The 20,798-nt window shown below is 61.2% G+C and carries 18 protein-coding genes and 1 riboswitch; of the genes, 7 read left to right on the forward strand and 11 right to left on the reverse strand.

Annotation, left to right across the window (positions count from 1 at the left end):
• Positions 1 to 24: 24 nt before the first annotated feature.
• Positions 25 to 146, reverse strand: a riboswitch (yybP-ykoY riboswitch).
• Positions 147 to 196: 50 nt separating this feature from the next.
• Complete coding sequence (locus MF6394_RS04075; RefSeq protein ID WP_034134882.1) at positions 197 to 1,195, reverse strand: class I SAM-dependent methyltransferase; 999 nt, start codon at positions 1,193 to 1,195, stop codon at positions 197 to 199.
• A gap of 30 nt (positions 1,196 to 1,225) precedes the next feature.
• A complete protein-coding gene (locus MF6394_RS04080) occupies positions 1,226 to 2,191 on the reverse strand; it encodes a 2-hydroxyacid dehydrogenase (protein WP_044273857.1) in 966 nt (321 codons plus the stop codon).
• An 84-nt stretch (positions 2,192 to 2,275) separates the two neighbouring features.
• Here MF6394_RS04080 and MF6394_RS04085 point away from each other — a divergent pair, with 84 nt between their 5' ends.
• Positions 2,276 to 2,908 (forward strand): LysE family translocator, encoded by a 633-nt coding sequence (locus MF6394_RS04085; protein WP_003188636.1) that lies wholly within the window; start codon positions 2,276 to 2,278, stop codon positions 2,906 to 2,908.
• Between the two features lie 418 nt (positions 2,909 to 3,326).
• Here MF6394_RS04085 and MF6394_RS04095 read toward each other — a convergent pair whose 3' ends face one another.
• Positions 3,327 to 3,515: a hypothetical protein gene (locus MF6394_RS04095; protein ID WP_078466214.1), complete on the reverse strand. Its 189-nt coding sequence runs from the start codon at positions 3,513 to 3,515 to the stop codon at positions 3,327 to 3,329.
• Between the two features lie 105 nt (positions 3,516 to 3,620).
• Here MF6394_RS04095 and MF6394_RS04100 point away from each other — a divergent pair, with 105 nt between their 5' ends.
• The 4 genes from MF6394_RS04100 (at position 3,621) to MF6394_RS04115 (ending at position 11,911) form a co-directional block, all read left to right on the forward strand.
• Positions 3,621 to 5,303, forward strand: a complete 1,683-nt coding sequence (locus tag MF6394_RS04100; RefSeq protein ID WP_078466215.1) for a fatty acid--CoA ligase — start codon at positions 3,621 to 3,623, stop codon at positions 5,301 to 5,303.
• A 332-nt stretch (positions 5,304 to 5,635) separates the two neighbouring features.
• On the forward strand, positions 5,636 to 7,495 hold the full coding sequence (locus MF6394_RS04105) for a DUF1302 domain-containing protein (RefSeq protein ID WP_003188640.1): 1,860 nt from the start codon (positions 5,636 to 5,638) through the stop codon (positions 7,493 to 7,495).
• 42 nt (positions 7,496 to 7,537) lie between these two features.
• A complete protein-coding gene (locus MF6394_RS04110; RefSeq protein WP_003188642.1) occupies positions 7,538 to 8,902 on the forward strand; it encodes a DUF1329 domain-containing protein in 1,365 nt (454 codons plus the stop codon).
• Between the two features lie 279 nt (positions 8,903 to 9,181).
• Complete coding sequence (locus MF6394_RS04115) at positions 9,182 to 11,911, forward strand: LuxR C-terminal-related transcriptional regulator (RefSeq protein WP_078466216.1); 2,730 nt, start codon at positions 9,182 to 9,184, stop codon at positions 11,909 to 11,911.
• Positions 11,912 to 11,920: 9 nt separating this feature from the next.
• Here the strand turns inward: MF6394_RS04115 and MF6394_RS04120 are convergent, their stop codons facing one another.
• From MF6394_RS04120 to MF6394_RS04135, 4 genes are read right to left on the reverse strand one after another with little or no spacing between them, the layout of a single operon-like run.
• Positions 11,921 to 12,478: a PqiC family protein gene (locus MF6394_RS04120; protein ID WP_044271919.1), complete on the reverse strand. Its 558-nt coding sequence runs from the start codon at positions 12,476 to 12,478 to the stop codon at positions 11,921 to 11,923.
• Between the two features lie 14 nt (positions 12,479 to 12,492).
• On the reverse strand, positions 12,493 to 14,142 hold the full coding sequence (locus tag MF6394_RS04125; protein WP_034134886.1) for a PqiB family protein: 1,650 nt from the start codon (positions 14,140 to 14,142) through the stop codon (positions 12,493 to 12,495).
• Positions 14,123 to 14,767: a paraquat-inducible protein A gene (locus MF6394_RS04130; protein ID WP_034134887.1), complete on the reverse strand. Its 645-nt coding sequence runs from the start codon at positions 14,765 to 14,767 to the stop codon at positions 14,123 to 14,125. The genes MF6394_RS04125 and MF6394_RS04130 overlap by 20 nt, the downstream gene beginning before the upstream one ends.
• Positions 14,764 to 15,354: a paraquat-inducible protein A gene (locus tag MF6394_RS04135; RefSeq protein ID WP_014716964.1), complete on the reverse strand. Its 591-nt coding sequence runs from the start codon at positions 15,352 to 15,354 to the stop codon at positions 14,764 to 14,766. The genes MF6394_RS04130 and MF6394_RS04135 overlap by 4 nt, the downstream gene beginning before the upstream one ends.
• A 155-nt stretch (positions 15,355 to 15,509) precedes the next feature.
• Here MF6394_RS04135 and MF6394_RS04140 point away from each other — a divergent pair, with 155 nt between their 5' ends.
• Both MF6394_RS04140 and MF6394_RS04145 read left to right on the forward strand, forming a co-directional pair.
• Complete coding sequence (locus MF6394_RS04140) at positions 15,510 to 16,154, forward strand: MBL fold metallo-hydrolase (RefSeq protein WP_003188651.1); 645 nt, start codon at positions 15,510 to 15,512, stop codon at positions 16,152 to 16,154.
• A gap of 178 nt (positions 16,155 to 16,332) precedes the next feature.
• Positions 16,333 to 17,106 (forward strand): OmpA family lipoprotein, encoded by a 774-nt coding sequence (locus MF6394_RS04145; RefSeq protein ID WP_003188654.1) that lies wholly within the window; start codon positions 16,333 to 16,335, stop codon positions 17,104 to 17,106.
• Positions 17,107 to 17,176: 70 nt separating this feature from the next.
• Here the strand turns inward: MF6394_RS04145 and MF6394_RS04150 are convergent, their stop codons facing one another.
• From MF6394_RS04150 to MF6394_RS04165, 4 genes are all read right to left on the reverse strand, one after another.
• On the reverse strand, positions 17,177 to 17,758 hold the full coding sequence (locus MF6394_RS04150) for a BON domain-containing protein (protein ID WP_003188655.1): 582 nt from the start codon (positions 17,756 to 17,758) through the stop codon (positions 17,177 to 17,179).
• Positions 17,755 to 18,348, reverse strand: a complete 594-nt coding sequence (locus MF6394_RS04155; protein WP_007904374.1) for a phosphoheptose isomerase — start codon at positions 18,346 to 18,348, stop codon at positions 17,755 to 17,757. Before MF6394_RS04155 ends, MF6394_RS04150 begins: the two co-directional genes overlap by 4 nt.
• Before the next feature lie 93 nt (positions 18,349 to 18,441).
• Positions 18,442 to 18,813: a YraN family protein gene (locus MF6394_RS04160; RefSeq protein WP_003188656.1), complete on the reverse strand. Its 372-nt coding sequence runs from the start codon at positions 18,811 to 18,813 to the stop codon at positions 18,442 to 18,444.
• Complete coding sequence (locus MF6394_RS04165) at positions 18,813 to 20,624, reverse strand: penicillin-binding protein activator (RefSeq protein ID WP_003188658.1); 1,812 nt, start codon at positions 20,622 to 20,624, stop codon at positions 18,813 to 18,815. The genes MF6394_RS04160 and MF6394_RS04165 overlap by 1 nt, the downstream gene beginning before the upstream one ends.
• Positions 20,625 to 20,798 lie beyond the last annotated feature (174 nt).

Here is a 20,798-nt window from a genome sequence, read left to right on the forward strand (position 1 = left end):
GGTGTGCGTGTCATAGGTCTTGTCAAACCCCGGTCCGTCTGTGCGGACTCCTGGGTCGCATACGCCATGGTCTGCTGACCAAGTATGTTGACGTATGCCGGACGAGCATGGCGCTCGTGGGAGACTACTCCCCTAGGACGCTGCGGATTCTGCCTAGGCAAAACCCATTCGGCAAGCGTTCTTTTTCAAACGCACGTCAGGGGCGCTTGGCACGGTAGATGCGAAAACCATTGCCTTCGGCCTTGATTGCGCAGATGCCCAAATGCTCTTCGATCAGTGGTTGGTACTTCAGGAAACTGTTGGCAACCAGGCGAAGTTCGCCACCTTTTGCCAGGTGTTTCGCCGCTTTTCGCAGCAGGTTCTCCGTAGCGAAATAATCGGTGTGCACGCCGACATGGAACGGCGGGTTGCTTAAAATCGCGTTCAAACCCATGGGCGCCGCGTCGATACCGTCACCGGTCAACACCTCGGCTTCCAGGCCGTTCGCTGCCAGCGTCAGGCGACTGCTGGCGGCGGCGAAGGCATCCACATCCAGCATCGTCACCGTGTTATGCGGGTAGCGGCGTTTGACCGCGGCCCCCAATACGCCGGCGCCGCATCCGAAGTCGAGCAGGTTGCCGCTGGGCAGTTTGTCCAAGTGCTCCAGCAACAACTCGGTGCCGCGATCCAGGCGGCCATGGCTGAACACACCTGGCAAGCTCACCACTTTCAGCGGGCCTTCGGCCAGCGGTACGTCGAAGACTTGCGCCAGGCTCTCAAGCGCCACGGCTTGCGGTGCGTTGGCGACGGTGACCTGCCACAACTGGCAATGCCGTGCGCTATCAAGCTTGCGCGGTTTGCCGAACGGAGCCATCTGTTTGGCGGCGCTTTCGATACCGCCCTTTTTCTCGCCCACCAGAAACAGCTCGGCGCCCGGCAGGCGCGCAGCCACGGCGTTGAGCAGGTAGTCGGTGAGGTCCTTGGACTTGGGCAGGAAAATCACCGCCGCATCAAAGGCGCGCTCGGGCACCGTCACGCCAAACTGGCTGCGTTCGGCGAAGCGCGCATCGAGCGCCGCCTGGTCACCGGCATGCCAGCACCAGCCGTGGGCATTGGGCAGGCGCCCAAGCAAATCGTCGGCAGGCAAACCTACGAGCAGCAGGTTGCCTTGAAAAAGTTCGGCCTGGCGAAGCAGTACTTCACTGCGCGGATCCATAGTCTGCTCCTTGAAAAGGGGCGCAGTTTATCAACTGACGACGCGCAGCGGGGCGCCGCTGAAAAAGCCCTGGGCGTTTTCCGTGAGCTGGCCGACGATGCGCTGGCGTGCTTCGCGACTGCCCCAGGCGTTGTGGGGCGTGACGATCAAGCGTGGAATGTCTCCAGCCAGCAGCGGATTACCCGTGACTGGCGGCTCGACGCTCAGCACATCAGTCGCCGCGCCGCCAAGATGACCACTGCGCAATGCGTCGGCCAGGGCCTGTTCGTTGATCAAACCACCGCGTGCGGTGTTGACGATAAACGCGCCGGGTTTGAGCAACGCCAGTTCACGAGCGCCGATAAAGTCGCGGGTGTGCTCGTTGAGTGGGCAATGCAGGGTCAGCGCATCGACCTGGGTCAGCAATTGATCCAGCGGCACACGGTCGGCGCGGGCAGGGCGCCCAGGGATCGCGCCGAGCACCACGCGCATGCCGAACGCTTCGGCCAGACGCGCCACTGCACTGCCCAGTTCACCGTGGCCGAGCAGGCCGAGGGTTTTGCCTTCCAGTTCGACGATGGGATGGTCCAGCAGGCAAAACTGTTTGGCCTGCTGCCATTTGCCCGCGGCTACATCCTGTTGGTAGTCCTTCAAGCGCGTGGCGAGGTTGAGCAACAGCATGATCGTGTGCTGGGCCACCGACGGCGTGCCATAGCCCTGGCAGTTGCTCACGGTGATGCCGTGGGCGCGGGCCGCTTCAAGGTCGATATTGTTGGTGCCGGTGGCCGATACCAGGATCAGCTTGAGCTCGGGGCAGGCGGCCAGGGTGTGGGCCGTGAGCGGGATTTTATTGCTGATGGCGACTTGGGCGCCCTGCAAGCGCTCCATCACATTTTCTGGCGTGGTCTGTTCAAACAGCTGCAACTGGCTGAAGCAGTCATGTAAACCGCTGAGGTCGAGGTCGCCCAAGTCCAGGGAAGGGTGGTCGAGGAAGACGGCGCGGCGATTGTTCATGATCAACTGTACCTTTTGCGACGAGGTTCGAAGGCGTAATCTGCCGAGCCTATCAGATGAAATAATCAGTTACTTAATGGAGTGAGCATGTACGTCGCCGAGTTTTTGACCGTGGCCTTGATTCACTTGCTGGCGGTGGCCAGCCCCGGCCCGGATTTCGCCGTGGTGGTGCGTGAGAGTGTGACCCATGGCCGCCGCGCCGGCACATGGACGGCACTGGGCGTCGGTTCGGCGATTTTCCTGCATGTGGGTTACTCGTTGCTGGGTATCGGCTTGATCGTGTCCCAGTCCATTGTGCTGTTCAATGCGTTGAAATGGGCGGCAGCGGCGTACCTGCTGTACATCGGCTTCAAGGCCCTGCGTGCCCAGCCGGCCAAGCCTGCGGCCGAGGGCGAGTTGCACCGTGAAGCGGGTGAGCGCACCCCGCGTGGCGCGTTTACTGCGGGCTTTGTGACCAATGGTTTGAACCCCAAGGCCACGTTGTTTTTCCTGTCGCTGTTTACCGTGGTGATCAACCCGCACACACCGCTGGCGGTGCAGGCCGGTTATGGGGTGTACCTGGCGGTGGCCACGGCGTTGTGGTTTTGCCTGGTGGCCATGCTGTTCAGCCAGCAGCGTGTACGTGCGGGGTTTGCGCGGATGGGGCATTGGTTTGATCGGACCATGGGCGCGGTGTTGATTGCCATTGGGGTGAAGTTGGCCTTCACCAGCATGAAGTAAGCGCGTTCATTCAAGCGGGCAGGGACAAAATGTGGGAGCTGGCTTGCCTGCGATGACGGCCTGCCAGCCGACACCTGCCTACCTGACACCCTAACGATCCAACTGTGGGTGCTGGCTTGCCTGCGATGACGGTCTGACAGCCGACACCTATCTACCTGACGCCTCACGATCCAACTGTGGGAGCGGGCTTGCTCGCGAAGGCGGCCTGGCAGTCAGCACAGTTGGATTGTGTACATATCCATTGTTGCGGTAACGGCCACTTAGGGTTCCGCCCTGACGGCGGCTCACTTTTGAACAGCGCAAAAGTAAGCAAAACGCTCTTGCCCCACCACTCGGCACCTCGCCTAGGCTCGGTGTACCCGTAATCCGCCAGTGATTTGGGGGGCCGCCGCCACGCGCCATCCATGGCGCGGGGCGGCTAAACCGGCATCCCTGCCGGTTTACCCCCCAAATCCCTGTCGAATTCCGGCCAGCGTGGTTTGACGGGGCGCTTGAGATCAAGATCAAAAGCAGAGCAAGAGCAGATCAAGAGCGACTCGCTTCGCATCGTGGTTGCCGTCGATTGTTGGAGCACCATGATGTCCAGATAATGGCGTAACGCTAGCATTTGCTGGCTCCTGCAAATCATTCCTTTGGCTGATTTGGCTGAAACATAAGCGCTCTACAGTGCAGGTCTTCAAGCCAAGACCGTGCAGTCATTAAAGGGATTCTTATGTTGCAGACCCGTGTTATCCCGCCCGCCGAAGGTGCGTACCAATATCCGCTGTTGATCAAGCGCCTGTTGATGTCCGGGACTCGCTACGAGAAGACCCGGGAAATTATCTATCGCGACAAGCTGCGCTACAGCTACCCCACGCTGATCGAGCGCGTTGCGCGCCTGGCCAATGTGCTGACTGACGCCGGGGTCAAGGCCGGTGATACCGTGGCGGTGATGGACTGGGACAGCCACCGTTACCTGGAGTGCATGTTTGCCATCCCGATGATTGGTGCGGTGATCCACACCATTAACGTGCGGCTGTCGCCGGAGCAGATTCTGTACACCATGAACCACGCCGAAGACCGCTTTGTGCTGGTCAACAGTGAGTTCGTGGGGCTCTACCAGGCGATTGCCGGGCAGCTCACTACTGTCGACAAGACCTTATTGATTACCGATGGTGACATCCACACCGCCGAGCTACCCAATCTTGTCGGTGAGTACGAAACCCTCCTGGCCGCCGCCAGCCCCAGCTATGACTTCGAGGATTTTGACGAAAACTCGGTCGCCACCACGTTCTACACCACCGGCACCACCGGTAACCCCAAAGGTGTGTACTTCACCCATCGGCAACTGGTGCTGCACACCATTGGCGTGGCGACCATCATGGGCAGCGTCGACAGCGTGCGGCTGCTGGGCACCAACGACGTGTACATGCCGATCACGCCGATGTTCCACGTACACGCCTGGGGCTTGCCGTATGTGGCGACCATGCTCGGGCTCAAGCAGGTGTACCCTGGCCGCTACGACCCGGAATACCTGGTAGAACTGTGGCGCAAGGAGAAGGTGACGTTCTCCCACTGTGTGCCGACCATCCTGCAAATGGTGCTCAACGCCAAGGCTGCGCAGAACGTGGATTTCGGCGGTTGGAAAATCGTCATCGGCGGCAGCGCCCTCAATCGTTCGCTGTACGAAGCCGCCAAGGCTCGGGGCATTCAACTGACCGCCGCGTATGGTATGTCCGAGACTGGACCGCTGGTGTCTTGTGCTCACCTCAACGAAGAGCTGATGGCTGGCAGCGAAGATGAGCGCACCACCTACCGCATCAAGGCCGGTGTGCCGGGGCCGTTGGTTGAGGCGGCAATCATGGACACCGACGGTCGTTTCCTGCCCGCCGATGGCGAAACCCAGGGCGAATTGGTGCTGCGCGCGCCGTGGCTCACCGAGGGTTACTACAAAGAGCCGCAAAAGGGCGCCGAACTCTGGGCCGGTGGTTGGTTGCACACCGGTGATGTGGCCACGCTGGATGCCTTCGGCGTGATTGATATCCGTGACCGCATCAAGGATGTGATCAAGACCGGCGGCGAATGGATTTCCTCCCTGGCTCTGGAGGACCTGGTCAGTCGTCACCCGGCGGTGCGGGAAGTGGCAGTGGTGGGCATTGCCGATCCGCAATGGGGCGAGCGGCCCTTCGCCTTGTTGGTGGTGCGTGAAGGGCATGTGATCGATGCGCGAGAGCTCAAGGAACACCTCAAGCCTTTTGTCGAGCTGGGCCATTTGAGCAAGTGGGCGATCCCGAGCCAGATCGCCGTTGTTACTGAAATTCCCAAGACCAGTGTCGGCAAACTCGACAAGAAACGTATCCGCGTCGACATCATCGAGTGGCAGGCCAACAACAGCACGTTCCTGTCCACGCTCTAAACCCTCTCGCCGCGCCCGGTCGGGCGCGGCAATGCTCTATATCAAGCCTTTACTTGTGATTTGCCGAATTTCAGCCATCCTTCCCGCGTCGACCTTCGTCGGCGTGGCGAAAGGGTTGTGGCAGACAGGTTGGTGATGCAAATCACACTTTAGAGGGATCAAGCACTACCCCCCTCTGGCTATAGTCCCTTTCAGAGTTTTTCGCGGATGTTGCGCTTCGAGCCATGGAGGCTCGGTGGCGATGCGGCATTGGAATCGTTGTATCCCGGCCGTTACATCTGAAGAAAGGGCTCACTGCCATAACAATAAAATATGCACATGGAGTAGCGTCGATGACCTCAGTAAACCAGTTCTGGCGCCGGGCAAGACTGCCCCTGGCCGTCAGCCTCGCTTCTACGCTCGCCGGGCCGGCATTCGGCGTCAGTTTCAACATTGGTGAAATCGAAGGGAGCTTTGACTCGTCGCTTTCCGTGGGCGCTAGCTGGTCCACAGCCAAACCCAATCGTGACCTGATCGGTGCCAACAACGGCGGCAAGGGCCTGTCCCAGACCTCCGATGACGGCCACTTGAACTTCAAGCGCGGCGAGACCTTCTCGAAGATCTTCAAGGGCATCCACGACCTGGAACTGAAGTACGGCGACACCGGTGTGTTTGTGCGGGGCAAGTACTGGTACGACTTTGAACTCAAGGACGAAAGCCGTCCGTTCAAGGACATCAGCGACAACAACCGCAAGGAAGGCGCCAAGTCTTCGGGCGGGCAGATTCTCGATGCATTCGTTTACCACAACTATTCCATTGCCGATGCGCCGGGTTCCGTGCGTTTTGGTAAGCAGGTGGTGAGCTGGGGCGAAAGTACCTTCATCGGCGGCGGCATCAACTCCATCAACCCGATCGACGTGTCGGCGTTTCGCCGTCCGGGGGCCGAGATCAAGGAAGGCTTGATCCCGGTGAACATGTTCTACGTGTCCCAGTCGCTCACCGACAACCTGTCGGCCGAGGCGTTTTACCAGCTGGAGTGGGACCAGACCGTGACCGATAACTGCGGCACGTTCTTCTCGCAGCCGGACGTGATCTCCGATGGTTGCAGCAATAACCTGCGGGTACTGAACAAGCGTTCCACCATTCCTGCCGCCGCCCTGCCGACCCTGGGTGCCTTGGGTGTGGACGTCAACAGCGAAGGCGTGCTGGTGCGCCGTGGGCCGGACCGTGATGCACGCGACAGCGGCCAGTTCGGCGTGGCCATGCGCTACAACTTCGAACCGCTGGATACTGAGTTCGGCGCGTATTTCATGAACTACCACAGCCGTGCGCCGATCTTCAGTGCACAGGGCGCGCCATCGGCGGCCTACACGCGTCCGCTGGGGCCACTGGGAGCCTTGCGGCCGTTGATCGTGGCGGGCAGCTCGAATTACTTCGTCGAGTACCCGGAAGATATCCGCCTCTACGGCCTGAGCTTCTCCACCACCTTGCCTACCGGCACCGCCTGGAGCGGTGAGTTGAGCTACCGTCCGAATGCGCCGGTGCAGTTGAGCACCACTGACATTCTGTTCGCCGGTGTCACGCCGATCCCAGGCTTTGGCAATGCGTCCGTGCTCAAGGGCACGCCGGGCCAGGACCTGCACGGCTACAACCGCAAGGAAGTCACCCAGTTCCAGACCACCTTCACGCACTTCTTCGACCAGGTCATGGGCGCCAGCCGCCTCACCACCGTCGGTGAAATCGGCGTGACCCACGTGGGCGGCCTCGAAAGCAAATCCCAGGCTCGTTACGGCCGCGACCCAGTGTTCGGCCCAGGCACGCTGCCAGGTGGGTTCTGCAACGCCCTCAACAACTCCACCGCCAACGGCGCCGGCTTGCCCAACGCTGCCGGCCTGAACACCAACTGCAATAACGACGGTTACACCACCGCAACGTCCTGGGGCTACCGTGCCCGTGCCATCTGGGAATACCCGGATGTGTTCGCGGGCGTGAACCTCAAGCCCAACGTGGCCTGGTCCCATGACGTCAAAGGTTACTCGCCAGGCCCTGGCGGCAACTTTGAAGAAGGTCGCAAGGCGGTCAGCCTGGGCCTGGATGCCGAATACCAGAACACCTACACCGCGAGCCTGGCGTACACCAACTTCTTTGGTGGCAAGTTCAGCACCGTGGATGACCGCGACTTTGTCGCCTTGAGCTTCGGCGCCAACTTCTAAGCACACTCTTTTCAAGTGGCATGTATTCAGGAAGACCAGAGCATGAAAATAACAAAAAGTCTGTTGCACGTGGGTGTGCTTGGGCTGTCGATCCTGGCGAGTAACGTCATGGCGGCAGTCTCGGCAGATGAAGCCGCCAAGCTCGGCACGACCCTGACCCCGATGGGCGCCGAGATGGCGGGTAACGCGGCTGGCACCATTCCAAAATGGTCGCCATTGCCTACCAATGCCGGCGCGGTCGACGCCCGTGGTTTCCTCGCCAACCCGTATGCCAGCGAGCAACCGCAGTTCACCATCACCGCGCAGAACGTCGAGCAATACAAAGACAAGCTGGCCCCCGGGCAATACGCGATGTTCAAGCGTTACCCGGACAGCTTCAAGATGCCGGTGTACCCGACCCATCGCGGTGCCACCGTGCCGGCTGAGGTGTTTGCCTCGATCAAGAAAAACGCCACCACCACCAACCTGGTGTCCGGCGGCAACGGCCTGGAAAACTTCGAAACCGCCGTCCCGTTCCCGATTCCCAAGAGCGGCGTTGAAGTGATCTGGAACCACATCACCCGTTATCGCGGCGGCAGCGTCACCCGCCTGGTCACCCAGGCCACCCCGCAAACCAACGGTTCCTACAGCCTGGTGTACTTCCGCGACCAGTTCGTGTTCCGCGACAAGATGAAGGACTTCGATCCGAAAAACCCAGGCAACGTGCTGTTCTACTTCAAGCAGCAAGTGACTGCGCCAGCGCGCCTGGCCGGTGGTGTGCTGCTGGTGCACGAAACCCTGGACCAGGTCAAAGAGCCGCGTTCGGCCTGGGTCTACAACGCCGGGCAGCGCCGCGTGCGTCGGGCTCCGCAAGTGTCCTATGACGGCCCGGGTACTGCCGCCGATGGCCTGCGCACCTCCGACAACCTCGACATGTACAACGGTGCGCCAGACCGCTACGACTGGAAGCTGGAAGGCAAGAAAGAAATCTACATCGCCTCCAACAGCTACAAGGTCGACGATCCCAAGCTCAAGTACGCCGACATCATCAAGGCTGGCCACATCAACCAGGACCTGGCTCGCTACGAGCTGCGCCGTGTCTGGCACGTGGTCGCCACCTTGAAGGAAGGCCAGCGCCACATCTACGCCAAGCGTGACTTCTACATCGACGAAGACACCTGGCAAGCGGCGGTGATCGACCACTACGACGGTCGTGGCCAACTGTGGCGTGTTGCTGAAGCCCATGCCGAGAACTACTACGACAAGCAAGTGCCGTGGTACGCCCTGGAAACCCTCTACGACCTGCAGTCCGGCCGTTACCTGGCACTGGGCATGAAGAACGAAGAGAAGCAGGCCTATGACTTTGGCTTCACCGCCAGCACCAGCGACTTCACCCCAGCGGCCCTGCGCCAGGACGGTGTTCGCTAACCTCTGCTGATGATCGCTCCCACACAGAGCTGATTATCACCCGTAGGAGCGAGCTTGCTCGCGAAGGTCGCCAACGATAACGCGCCCATCCTGAAGGGACGCGTTGTTGTGGAGTTCTTCGCGAGCAAGCTCGCTCCTACTTCTTGGTGGCTGGAAGGGATATTTCTTGTCGCAGTTCTTTTTCAGCCATTTGTTGCAAAGATCTACAATCCCGCCGCTTTTACCGCTAGTCTGCGGACATCTGCAATGCCGACAACAGCCTTCTACAAGAGCCCGGCGATGACTGATCTGTCCCGAACCCATGGGCCTGCCAGTGTGGTGATGCCGACCCTGGAAGGCCGCTTCTACAGGCCGCCGCTGCCTGACGGCTACGTGCTGCGCCCGCGCCTGTGCGAGCGCCTGAATGCCGGCCTGGAGGGGCGACTGTTGCTGGTCAGCGCGCCCGCGGGGTTTGGCAAGAGTTCGTTGGCGGTGGAGTTTTGCCAGGGCTTGCCAGCGCAGTGGCAAAGCCTGTGGTTGGGCCTGAGCCCAAGGGACAGTGACCCCGGCCGTTTCCTGGAGCGGCTGCTCGACGGCTTGCAACAGTATTTCCCGCAACTCGGCGCCCAATCCATGGGCTTGCTGAAAATGCGCCAGCGTCACCAACCCTTTGCCTTCGAAGAATGGCTCGATGGCCTGCTCGACGAGCTGGCCGTGCACCTGTCTGCACGCTCGCCGTTATTGCTGGTACTGGATGACTATCACCTGGCCCAGGGCCCGGTGCTGGATCGCTGCCTGCAATTTTTCCTCAATCATTTGCCCGATGGCCTGGTGGTGCTGGTCACCAGTCGGCAGCGCCCGGACTGGCACCTGGCACGCCTGCGCCTGTCGCGGCACCTGCTGGAGCTGCATGAGCAAGACCTGCGCTTGACCCACGACGAGGCCCTGGCGGTGCTGGATGGGCACAGCAATGCGTTGCGCGGTGAGGCGTTGGAAAACCTGATCCGCCGCAGCGAGGGCTGGGTCGCCGGCCTGCGCTTCTGGCTGTTGGCGGCCTCCGAAGCCGGCAGTGAGGGCGCCTTGCCCCAAAGCCTGCACGGTGGCGAAGGGCTGATTCGCGATTACCTGCTCGAAGAGGTCATCGACTGCCTGCCTGCGGAGGTGCAAGCGTTCCTGTACGACACCGCACCGCAGGAGCGCTTTTGCAGCGAACTGTGCGACGCCATCCGAGAGGCCCATGACAGCGCAGAAATCCTGCGTTATCTGCAGGCTCATCAAGTGTTCCTGGTGCCGTTGGATGAGCAAGGGCACTGGTACCGCTATCACCATTTGTTCTCCGACCTGCTGCGCACTCGCCGCGAGAAGAGTGCCACCTTGCCGCCGGCCAGCTTGCACTTGCGCGCTTGTCGCTGGTTTAACGCCCAGGGCTTGATCGACGAGGCGGTGGAGCAGGCGCTGCGGGCCGGGCACCTGGATGTGGCGGCGAACCTGGTGCAGAACCTGTCCGAAGAGCAACTGCTGGCAGAGCAGAACATCGGCATGCTGCTGCGCTGGAAGATGGACCTGCCCGACAGCCTGCTGATCAGCACGCCGCGTTTGATCGTGCTGTACAGCTGGGCGCTGGGGCTCGCATGCCAACTGGATGCGGCGCAGGAACTGTCCAGTTACCTCAGCCGCTTCCTGCCGGCGCCATCGGCCACCGCGCAAAAATCCATGTTGGCCCAATGGTTGGCGCTGAGCGGGATCATTGCCCGTGGGCGCGGAGACCGTGAGCTGACCCAGCGCTATTGCCAAGAGGCGTTGGAAAGCCTGCCGCAAAAGCGTTACGGCCAGCGCCTGGTGTGCCTCTCGACTCTGTCCAACCTGGCAATCGCCGATGCCGACCTGTGGCGCGCCCGTGGCCTGAACCGCGAATCTCTGGAACTGGCGCAGCGCGTCGGTAACCCTTTGTTTGAAGCGTTGGCCCATTACGACCGGGCCCGGGTGCTGCAGTCGCGGGGTGAGATCCTGCGTTCTCTGGATGAAGTTCGCCAAGGCCTGGAGCGCCTGCATGGGCTGGCGCCCCAGCGCCTGTATGCCGTGCGCGCACGGTTGTCGCTTTACGAAGGTTACCTGCTGTTGGTGCGTTACCAGCCCGAAGCCGGCCTTGCGCGTTTGCGCGCCGGCCTGGCCGAAGCCCGCGCCTGCCGCGATATCAGCGTGCTGATCGGGCACTGTGTCATCGCCAGTTTCGAAGGGCGGCGTGGGGAGTTTGCCAATGCCTTTGCCGAACTGGCCGAGGCCGAACGCTTGATGCACATCTGGGATGTGCCGCCGATCTATTACCTGGCGATGATCACTCTGATCAAATGCGAGCTGTGGCTGGCCCAGGGTCGCACTGACCTGGCCGACGCCTGGCTGGCCCGCCTGGGGCAGACCTACAACGGCGAGCACGCCGCGGCCGCCCCCGAGTTTCATCCGCACCTGCCGCAACATATCGAGCTGCAACAAGCCGCGCTCGATGCCACTCGCCATCAACCCGACAGCGCGCTGCAACGCCTCGAAGCGCTGGCCCAGCAGGCCCATGACAGTGGGCGCCAGATGATTGCCCTGATGGCGCTGGTCCAGCAGGTGCAGTTGCTTCTGGAGCATGGCCAGGAAGCCAAGGCCAGGCCGATATTGGCCCGTGCCCTGCAAGCCGGCTCGGGCGGCGCGTTGCAGCCGTTTCAACGCTTGTTGGAGGGTTACCCCCAGTGGATGCGCGAGCAGCTGGGCAAGGACTCCCATGGGCTGCTCAACCAGAGCCTGCTGGCGCTGCTGCCCCAAGTCATTGCGGTTGAAGCCTCACCTCAACAGGAAACCCTGAGCACCCGAGAGCTGGCGGTGCTGCAGCTGATTGCCCAAGGCTGTTCAAACCAGGAAATCAGCAATCAGCTGTTCATCTCCCTGCACACGGTGAAGACCCACGCCAGCCACATCAACAGCAAGCTCGGCGTGGAGCGTCGTACCCAGGCAGTCGCGCGGGCCAAGTCCATGGGCTTGCTGGCCTGAGCCCGTGGCTCACGGCGCGGTCGGGCAGCCCTTGAGTGAAGTGTCGACGGTCTGATTGATCAGCGCCGCGAACCGCTTGAGGTTGTTCTGATGCGCCACCACCAGCTCGTCGATGCTCGGCCCGGCAGGCGACTGCAAAGTGGTGCGGCAGGTCAACGCCGGACGGTCGCCATTGACTTGCCTCAGGCGCCAGCGCACATCGAGCAGCGCGTACTGCCCGGGTACCGAGTCAAAGCGCTGCACCTCTACGCGCAAAGCCACGGCTTGCCGGGCATTGCTGTTGGCCAACTGATCGACCAAGGCGCTCCTCAGTTCATCGGCGAGGGTGGCGGCCCACCACTGAGTTTCAAGAATCGCCAGGCCGCTGTCGCCCTGGCGAATCACTATTTGCGCGCGGTCGACCTGAGGCGGTACGCTGATGCTCTCAATGCGTACACCGCCGGCCTCTGCTCGCGTACTCGGGCTCAAGTGCGCCGGGGTCAGGGTGTGAAAGGCGATGGGTTCACTGCGACAGGCACCGAGCAGCAGCAGGGTGGCCAGCAATGTGATCTTCAACGGCAATGTCATGGCGGCTCCAATGGTCATTTGCGGGGTGGCCCTTGCAGGTCCGTCGGTGCGGCGTTATCGGGGCGGCCGCGAATCAGCGACTCCGGATGCCGGCCCAGGTAATCCGAAAGCTCGCGCAGGGAGCGCGACATGCGCCCCAACTCGTCGAGGGTCTGGGTCAGTTGTTCACGCTGCGGCGAGTCTTCGGCCAGGGTTGAACTGGCCGATTGCAGGGTCTTGCTCACGTCGCCCAAGGTCGTTTGCACACCCGGCAGCGTCTTGGCGTTGAATTGCGCCAGGCCCTTGCGCAGTTCGACCAGGCTGGCGTCGAGGTTGCCGGCAATGCGCTCCACAGGCAGTTGGCTGATCTTGTTGACGATGCCTTCGAACTTCTCTTGCAGTTGCTCCAGGTTGCCCGGGATGGTGGGGATGCCCACCGGGCGCTGGTTCGGGTCGAATGCGACTTTCTCGGCCTTGGGGTAGAAGTCCAGGGCGATGTACAGCTGGCCAGTCAGCAAGTTGCCGCTGCGGGCCTGGGCGCGCAGGCCGTTTTCGATGAAGGTACCAATCAGGCGTACGCCGGCTGCCTCATCGTCAGGGTTATTGTTCATGGCCTTGAGCAGCTTGGTGTGGGCCTCGCCGAGCAGTTGCGGGTAGATCACGATGCCGACATTGACCGGAAAGGTGCGTTTCTTCGCATCGAAATCCAGGTTGATCGATACAACCCTGCCGAACTCCACGCCAAGGAACTCCACCGGTGCGTCGACTTTCAGCCCGCGCAGGGCCTGATCGAAGCGCAGGACCATGTATTGCCCCTTGCCGTTGGGTGGGGCGAGGGCGCTTTGCTGGTCTTCGAACAACTCAAAGCTGCGACTTTCTTCGGCCGGTTTGTCATTGGGGTTGTAGGGCGGCGCCTGGAAGGCGATCCCGCCCATCAACATGGACGACAAGGATTCGGTTTTCAGCGCGAAGCCATTGGCCCCAACGCTCAAGTCGACGCCACTGGCGTTCCAGAACCGCGTGTTCTCAGTGATGTACACGTCATTGGGCGCATGCACGAAGATCTCGACATTCACACCCTTGCCTTCGTTGTCGAGCTCATAGGCCACCACCTGGCCCACCGGGATTTTGCGGTAATAGACCGGCGAGCCGATGTCCAGGGAACCCAAGGCCTGGGTGTGCAGCGTGAAGCGCTTGCCCGGTTCGCCGTAAGTGATGGGCGGCGGGTTTTCCAAACCGGTGAAGTGTTTAGCGCGGGTCTCGGACTGGCCGATGTCTGCGCCGATGTAATCGCCGGACAACAACGTGTCGATGCCCGACACGCCGCCTGCGCCAATGCGCGGGCGCACCACCCAGAATTTCGAATCTTCGCGGGTGAAGCTTTCGGCCTGTTTGACCAGCTCGACGGTGGCGTTGACGCTTTTCTGGTCATCACTCAGGGCCACGGCGGTTACCTGGCCGATCACCACGTTGCGGTATTTGACCTCAGTCTTGTTGGCTATCAGCCCGCTGCCGGTCTTGAAGTTGAGGACGATGGTCGGCCCTTGTTGCATGATGCTGTGAATCACCAGCGAGATCCCCACCAGCACAGCGACAATCGGCACGATCCAGACCAGCGAAACGCTGAAACGACGCGTCTTGATCACGGGTTGCCCCGCAGGGGTGTCAGCCTTGGATGAGCTCATCCGAGGTCTCCTCGTTAGGTGGGTTTTCCCAGATTAGCCGGGGATCAAAACTCATGGCCGCGAGCATCGTAAACACGACCACCAGGCCAAAAAACAGAATACCCAGGCGCGGTTCGATCGTGCCCAGGGCTTGAAACTTCACCAGCGCGGCCACCAGGGCGACCACGATGACATCGAGCATCGACCAATAGCCGATCAGTTCGATAAACCGAAACAGCTTCGAGCGCTCTTTGCGCGCCCACTGGCTATTGCGCTGCACGGTGACCAGCAGCAGCCCCAGCGACAAGAACTTGATGCCCGGCACGGCAATGCTGGCGATGAAAATGATCAGGGCAATGTCCCAGGCGCCGTGCTGCCAGAACTCCAGCACGCCACTCATGATAGTGCTGTCTGCGCCGGAGCCGAGCATGGTGGTGTTCATCACCGGCAGTAAATTGGCCGGGACATAAAAGGCGAGGGCGGTGAGCATGTAGGCCCAGGTTCGGGTCAGGGACTGCACCTTGCGCCGATGCAGCGCTGCGCCACAGCGCTCGCACTCGGTGGGTTCAAGGCGCATGTCGCAGGGCTGGCCGCAGGTGTGGCACAGGCACAGGTTCAGCTCGCGGGCGGTTGGCGGTGAATTCATACGGTGTCCCACAGGTCACGCACATCGCGCCCGGCAATGCGGATCAGCAACAGGCTCAGGGCAGCCAAGGCAAACAGGCCGGTGCCAGGGATCACATCCAGCATGCCGGCCAGCTTGAACACCGCGACCATCGCGCCCAGCAGGCACACCTCCAGCATGCTCCACGGCCTGAGCGCTTCGAGCCAGCGCATGCACAGCTTGAACGCCGGCGAGCGCCTACCGGCCAAGGCGAAACTCAGCACCCAGATCAGCAACAGCAGTTGAAACACCGGCGCGATAATGATGGAAATGGCCGCCACCAATGCAATGAATGTGATCGGCCCCAGGCTCAGTGCAACCACTGAGTCCCAGAGGGTGGCGCTGTTTTTCAAGCCTTGCAGGCTGATGCTCATCACCGGGTAAAAGTTGGCAAAGGTCCACAGCACTGCGGCAGTCACCGTCAGGGCCAGACGTTGTTGCACGGACAGGCCGTTATAGCGCTGCAGCACGCCAGAGCAGCGTACGCACAGGGCTTTCTGATGTTTGGCGAGCGTGACTTTCTCGTACACGCAGTCGCAGTGTTCGCAGATGATCTGTTGATTCGCCATGGGTGTTGCTCCAAATGCGACTGACTGCAGCAGGGGATTTCAATGGCGCTTGTGTAGCTTAGCAGCGGATAGGCCGCGCAATCGACGCCTTCCAGAGCAGGGGTAAGCTACACCATACTGCACTTGGAACGCGCCAGAGAGCTTGCAGGACACCCATGACTATTGAAAAACAACCGTTGATTCGCGAAACCTTCCCCGTCGGGCCGTTGCAGTGCAACTGCACCATCATTGGCGACCCGATCACTAAAAAAGCCATCGTAGTCGACCCCGGCGGCAATCACGAGTTGATCCTGGCGCGCCTTGATGCACTGGGCCTGAAGGTGGTGAGCATTATCCACACCCATGCTCACCTCGATCATTTCCTGGCCTCCGGCCAATTGAAAGAAAAGACCGGCGCCACGCTGCACCTGCACAAAGAGGATCAATTTCTCTGGGACAACCTGGAAATGCAATGCCAGATGTTTCGCGTGCCGTACGTCCCAGTGCCGTCGCCGGATCGCTGGCTGGAGCATGACGAAGAACTGGCCTGCGGCTGTGGGGTAGCCTTACACACCCCAGGGCATACGCCAGGCTCGATGAGTTTCTGGTTTGCCGACGCCAAGCTGTTGATCGCTGGCGATACCTTGTTTCGTCGTGGCGTAGGGCGTACGGATTTATGGGGCGGCGACCAGGCGACGATTGTGCGGTCGATCAAGCAGCGCCTGTATACGCTGGACGAAGGCGCGACGGTGGTCACTGGGCATGGGCCGGATACGTTGCTGGGCGATGAGATGCGGGAGAATCCTTTCGTGCGTGCGTGATGGGTTGTCGGCTCTGATACAAGCCGGTACAGACACACAGGCACAGACCCAAGCCAAAGACAGCTATGCTTTACGCACCCCTTCACGGAATTTTTGCCGTTTGTCGCGTTCCAAACTCGGCACAGGTCCATTGCCAATGTCCTCTGCATCACAGAATGCAAAAGTAGGAGCTTCCTTCATGTTCACTCCGCGTCGTCTGCTTGTTGTCGCTACCGCCGTAGCCCTGTTGTCTGGCTGCGCCTCACCTAACCCTTATGACGGCAGCCAGGGACAGGCCAGCAATGGTTCCGAAAGCGGCATGAGCAAAACCGCCAAATACGGCGGCCTCGGTGCGCTGGCTGGCGCATTGGCCGGTGCGGCCATCGACCATAACAACCGTGGCAAGGGCGCGCTGATTGGCGCGGTGGTTGCGGGTGCCGGTGCGGCAGGTTATGGCTACTACGCCGACCAGCAAGAGAAAAAACTGCGTGAAAGCATGGCCAACACCGGGGTTGAGGTGCAGCGCCAGGGTGACCAGATCAAGCTGATCATGCCGGGTAACATTACCTTCGCCACCAACTCGGACGCGATCTCCAGCAGCTTCTACCAGCCGCTGAACAACCTGGCCAACTCCCTCAAGCAGTTCAACCAGAACACCATCCAGATCGTTGGCTACACCGACAGCACCGGTAGCCGTCAACTGAACATGGACCTGTCCCAGCGCCGTGCGCAGAGCGTGGCCAACTACCTGACCTCCCAAGGCGTCAACGGTGCCAACCTGAGCGCACGCGGTGCCGGCCCGGATAACCCGATTGCCAGCAACGGCGATGTGAACGGCCGTGCCCAGAACCGTCGTGTCGAGGTGAACCTCGGCCCGATCCCTGGCCAGCAATACGGCCAACCTGCGGGCCAGCAGCAGGCGCCACAGCAGAACAACCAGTTCCAGGGCAACCCGTACCAGCAATACCAGTAAACGTTAAACACTAAAAAGGGCGCCGTGCAGTCAATGCACGGCGCCCTTTTTTGTGGCTGTGTGGTCTACATCAGTCGATGTATTCGAACACCTTCACGATCTTCTGTACGCCCGACACGCCCTGCACCAGGTTGGCGGCGCGGGTGGCTTCGGCCTGGGTCAACAGGCCCATCATGTAGACGATGCCATTGTCGGTGACGATCTTGATCCGCGAACCAGGCACCGCACTGTCGGTCAGCATCTGGGCCTTGATCTTGGTGGTCAGCAGGGCATCGTTGCTGATGGCCAGCAGGGTGATCGGGTCCATGACCTGCAGTTCGTTGTGGACCTTCTTGACGCGTTGCACGCCGGCGGCGGCCTGCTCGGCCTGGGCCTTGAGGTCGGCGCGCGGGGTTTGGCCTGCCAGCAGGACCACACCGTTGAAGCTGGTTACCACGATGCGCGAGGCCCCGTTGCCCAGGTCGGTAGCGGCCTTGGCGACGTTGACCTTGACCTTGGTTTCGATCAGCGAATCATCAATGGTGCTGCCGAAGGTGCGTGTGCCCCGGTCGTCCTGGATAGGGGTGTCCCGTGTAGCGGTGATAGCCGAGCTGCAGCCGCTGATGGCGACGCACAGCGTGATGGCCAAAAGACTGAGGCGATTAACGGTCATTCTTCACTCCCGAACAGTTGGCTGTCGATCAGATCGCACAGGCAGTGGATCGCCAGCAGATGAACTTCTTGGATACGTGCAGTGACATTGGCCGGGACGCGAATCTCCACGTCCTCTGGCAGCAGCAGCGACGCCATGCCGCCGCCGTCGCGACCGGTCAAGGCTACGACAATCATTTCGCGATCATGTGCGGCCTGGATCGCTTGAATAATATTGGCCGAGTTGCCGCTGGTGGAAATCGCCAGCAATACATCGCCCGGCTGGCCGAGGGCGCGGATCTGCTTGGAGAAGATTTCGTTGTAGCTGTAGTCGTTGGCAATCGAAGTGATCGTCGACGAATCGGTGGTCAAGGCAATGGCCGGCAGGCTCGGGCGCTCGCGTTCGAAGCGGTTGAGCAGCTCGGAGGAAAAATGCTGGGCATCGCCAGCCGAACCGCCATTGCCGCACGAAAGCATTTTGCCTTCGTTGAGCAAGGCATTGACCATCACCTGGCTGGCTTGCTCGATGTGCGGTGCAAGTACGTCCATCGCCTGTTGCTTGGTGTCGATGCTGGCCTGGAAAAGCTGGCGAATTCGGGATTGCATGTCCATCTGTGTGACCTTAAGTAGCGCGGCTGTTTGGCACAGGTAATGTGCAGCCCGCAAAGCAAAGAGCAAAAATGAGTGGTGAGGTTGCCCGGCGAATCAGCTGTCGAAGGCATTTTTGAGCCAGGTCAGATCAGCTGTGCCTGACGGGGTGCTTTCCATGGCAACCACATCGAAACGGCAGGGGCAGTCAGCCCAGCGATGCTCTTTTTGCAGAAAAAACTGCGCAGCGAGTATCAGCTTTTGACGCTTGCGCCCGTCGATACTGGCGAGCGCGCCACCCCATTGTGCGTGTTTTCTGTAGCGGACTTCGACGAATACTACTGTATCGCCGTCAAGCATGACCAGATCAAGCTCGCCGCGTTTACATAACCAGTTCTGCGCCAGAAGGCGCAGACCCTGTTGTTGCAGGTAATTGAGTGCATGCAGTTCGGCATCCTTGCCGCTTTGTGCGCTGGACCGCTCGGGCATCAGCGTGGGGTATCAGGCAGTCGCTGAATGTCGCCGCCGACGAACTTCGCCCACGGCATCTGGCGATCGACGCGCTGGTTGGCGCTGATGCCCAGGTTGCCCGAGAGGCCGTCGACACGAGTGTCCGGCAGTGCCTTGAGCTGGCCCAGGCGTGGCGCCAGGCGGTAGGCATCCACGCCCATCGCGTAGAGGCGGCCCAGGCTGCCATTGGCTTGCGGCCATTGTGCGGCGACCTGGTTACGCAGTGGGTCGGTGGTGTTAAGCAGCCAAGGGGTTTCGCAGAACATCACATTGGTCATGTCCAGGTACTGGTTGCGGTCACCACTGGCACTGAACACGTGAGAGGTCGCGTACACCGGCACATCGCCAGCGTATTGGAAGTTCAGGGTCGGTTTGATCTGCTGGGCCAGTTGCGGCGTGACGGCCAGGAAGATGAACTCGATGTCCTGGCGACGCGAAGGCTGGGCGGCGACGTCGGTGCCGACCGTGCTTTGCAGGCTCTTGGCGCGGCCTTCGCTCTTGCGCAGTTGGAACAGATCGGCGATCTGCTGGGCCAGGGCCACAGGCTGATCGACATATTCCACGCCCATGACGGTGCCACCATTGGCTTCCCAATCCTGGCGGAACGCCTTGTACACGCGCTCACCCCATTCGCCACGGGGCACCATGGCGGCGGCGCGATGCAGGCCATCAGCACGGGCACGGCGCGACACTTCGCGGGCTTCGTCTTCAGCGGCCAGGCCGAACTGGAACAGTTGCGCCGGGCCTTGATCGGTCTCGCTGTAGTTCAGGGCCAGGGTGGTGATCGGCAATTGCGGGCGTGCGCTGAGTTGCTTGACCAGCGGTTTTTCCAGCGGGCCGACCACCAGTTGCACGCCGGCGGCCTGGGCCTTGGCGTAGAAGTCGTCGAGGGAGGTCAGGCGCGAGCTGTCATAGAACTCGATAACCGGTGGCTTCTGCCCGGCTTGCTCAGCCTGGTAGTGAGCCGCCATGAAACCTTCGCGCAGCGCTTTGCCCACAGCGGCCAGCGGGCCTTCCTGGGGCAGCAGCAGGGCGATCTTGTTCAGGGGCTGGCTGGCCAGTTCCTTGAGCTTGGTCAGCGGCGCTGGCAGTTGCACCGCCGCCGGGTGGCCCGGGTTCTGCGCGCGCCAGGTGTCGATGGCGGCTTGTTGTTGCTCCAGCGTGCCGGCGCCCTTGACCGCCTGGGCCAGGGTGATCCAGCCATCGAGTGTCGGGTTGCCGGTGGCTTGCAGCTGTTCGGCTGGCAGCGCGGCAATCAATACCCAAATGGCTTCGTGGTTGCTGCTGGCAGCCTCGCCCGTCAGCAGGGGCGCCATGGCCACGCGCTCGCGAGCGGCGGCGAGGGTCTGGCCGTCGGCTTCATAGGCGCGTGCATGCACGGTGCCGGTGCGGATCTGCTGGTCGGTCGGCAGTTCCTTCAGGCTTTGCAGGCTGGGGTGGTTCAGCGCTGCCAAGGCCGCCTTGGGCTGGTTGCGGCCCATTGCCAGTTCTGCGGCCAGGGTGCTGGCAAATACTTGCGCGGCTGGCTTCAGGGCATCCAGGGGCACTTGCGCAAGGATCTGCGAGGAGCGGCCGGGATTGTTCTGCTGGTAGGCCAGGTCTGCTGCGCTCAGGCGCAGCAACGCGGCTTTTTCTGGCGTCTTGGCGTTCGTCGCCTGTTCGAGCAGTTGCTCGATACTGGCATCGGGCGTGCGTGGCAGTTCGCCAAGACTGGAGGAGGGCGAACTGGCGCAAGCGGCCAGCAAGGCAGCGAGGCAGAGGGCGGAGAGCAGCCGCAGGCAAGCGATCATGTAAGTGTTCCTGATACCGATCAAATTAGCGTGGAAGTGTACCCAAGCACTGGCCCAGGCGCGATGTTCATGGCGTTAAACCGTGGATTTAGGTCGTGCAAATGTTGCCAGTAGCTGACGGTGGCTGAAACGGCATCGGCCGTGATGGCATATTTTCAAGGCTTCTACGCGCTA

It is taken from the genome of Pseudomonas sp. MF6394 (assembly GCF_002018845.1).
GTDB classification, from domain to species: Bacteria; Pseudomonadota; Gammaproteobacteria; order Pseudomonadales; family Pseudomonadaceae; genus Aquipseudomonas; species Aquipseudomonas lactis.

Bases quoted from the DNA above. Each gene is read 5' to 3' on its own strand.
- MF6394_RS04075 (WP_034134882.1), bottom strand. From the start codon at position 1,195: ATGGATCCGCGCAGTGAAGTACTGCTTCGCCAGGCCGAACTTTTTCAA.
- MF6394_RS04085 (WP_003188636.1), top strand. From the start codon at position 2,276: ATGTACGTCGCCGAGTTTTTGACCGTGGCCTTGATTCACTTGCTGGCG.
- MF6394_RS04095 (WP_078466214.1), bottom strand. From the start codon at position 3,515: ATGCTAGCGTTACGCCATTATCTGGACATCATGGTGCTCCAACAATCG.
- MF6394_RS04100 (WP_078466215.1), top strand. From the start codon at position 3,621: ATGTTGCAGACCCGTGTTATCCCGCCCGCCGAAGGTGCGTACCAATAT.
- MF6394_RS04105 (WP_003188640.1), top strand. From the start codon at position 5,636: ATGACCTCAGTAAACCAGTTCTGGCGCCGGGCAAGACTGCCCCTGGCC.
- MF6394_RS04110 (WP_003188642.1), top strand. From the start codon at position 7,538: ATGAAAATAACAAAAAGTCTGTTGCACGTGGGTGTGCTTGGGCTGTCG.
- MF6394_RS04115 (WP_078466216.1), top strand. From the start codon at position 9,182: ATGACTGATCTGTCCCGAACCCATGGGCCTGCCAGTGTGGTGATGCCG.
- MF6394_RS04120 (WP_044271919.1), bottom strand. From the start codon at position 12,478: ATGACATTGCCGTTGAAGATCACATTGCTGGCCACCCTGCTGCTGCTC.
- MF6394_RS04125 (WP_034134886.1), bottom strand. From the start codon at position 14,142: ATGAGCTCATCCAAGGCTGACACCCCTGCGGGGCAACCCGTGATCAAG.
- MF6394_RS04130 (WP_034134887.1), bottom strand. From the start codon at position 14,767: ATGAATTCACCGCCAACCGCCCGCGAGCTGAACCTGTGCCTGTGCCAC.
- MF6394_RS04135 (WP_014716964.1), bottom strand. From the start codon at position 15,354: ATGGCGAATCAACAGATCATCTGCGAACACTGCGACTGCGTGTACGAG.
- MF6394_RS04140 (WP_003188651.1), top strand. From the start codon at position 15,510: ATGACTATTGAAAAACAACCGTTGATTCGCGAAACCTTCCCCGTCGGG.
- MF6394_RS04145 (WP_003188654.1), top strand. From the start codon at position 16,333: ATGTTCACTCCGCGTCGTCTGCTTGTTGTCGCTACCGCCGTAGCCCTG.
- MF6394_RS04150 (WP_003188655.1), bottom strand. From the start codon at position 17,758: ATGACCGTTAATCGCCTCAGTCTTTTGGCCATCACGCTGTGCGTCGCC.
- MF6394_RS04155 (WP_007904374.1), bottom strand. From the start codon at position 18,348: ATGGACATGCAATCCCGAATTCGCCAGCTTTTCCAGGCCAGCATCGAC.
- MF6394_RS04160 (WP_003188656.1), bottom strand. From the start codon at position 18,813: ATGCCCGAGCGGTCCAGCGCACAAAGCGGCAAGGATGCCGAACTGCAT.
- MF6394_RS04165 (WP_003188658.1), bottom strand. From the start codon at position 20,624: ATGATCGCTTGCCTGCGGCTGCTCTCCGCCCTCTGCCTCGCTGCCTTG.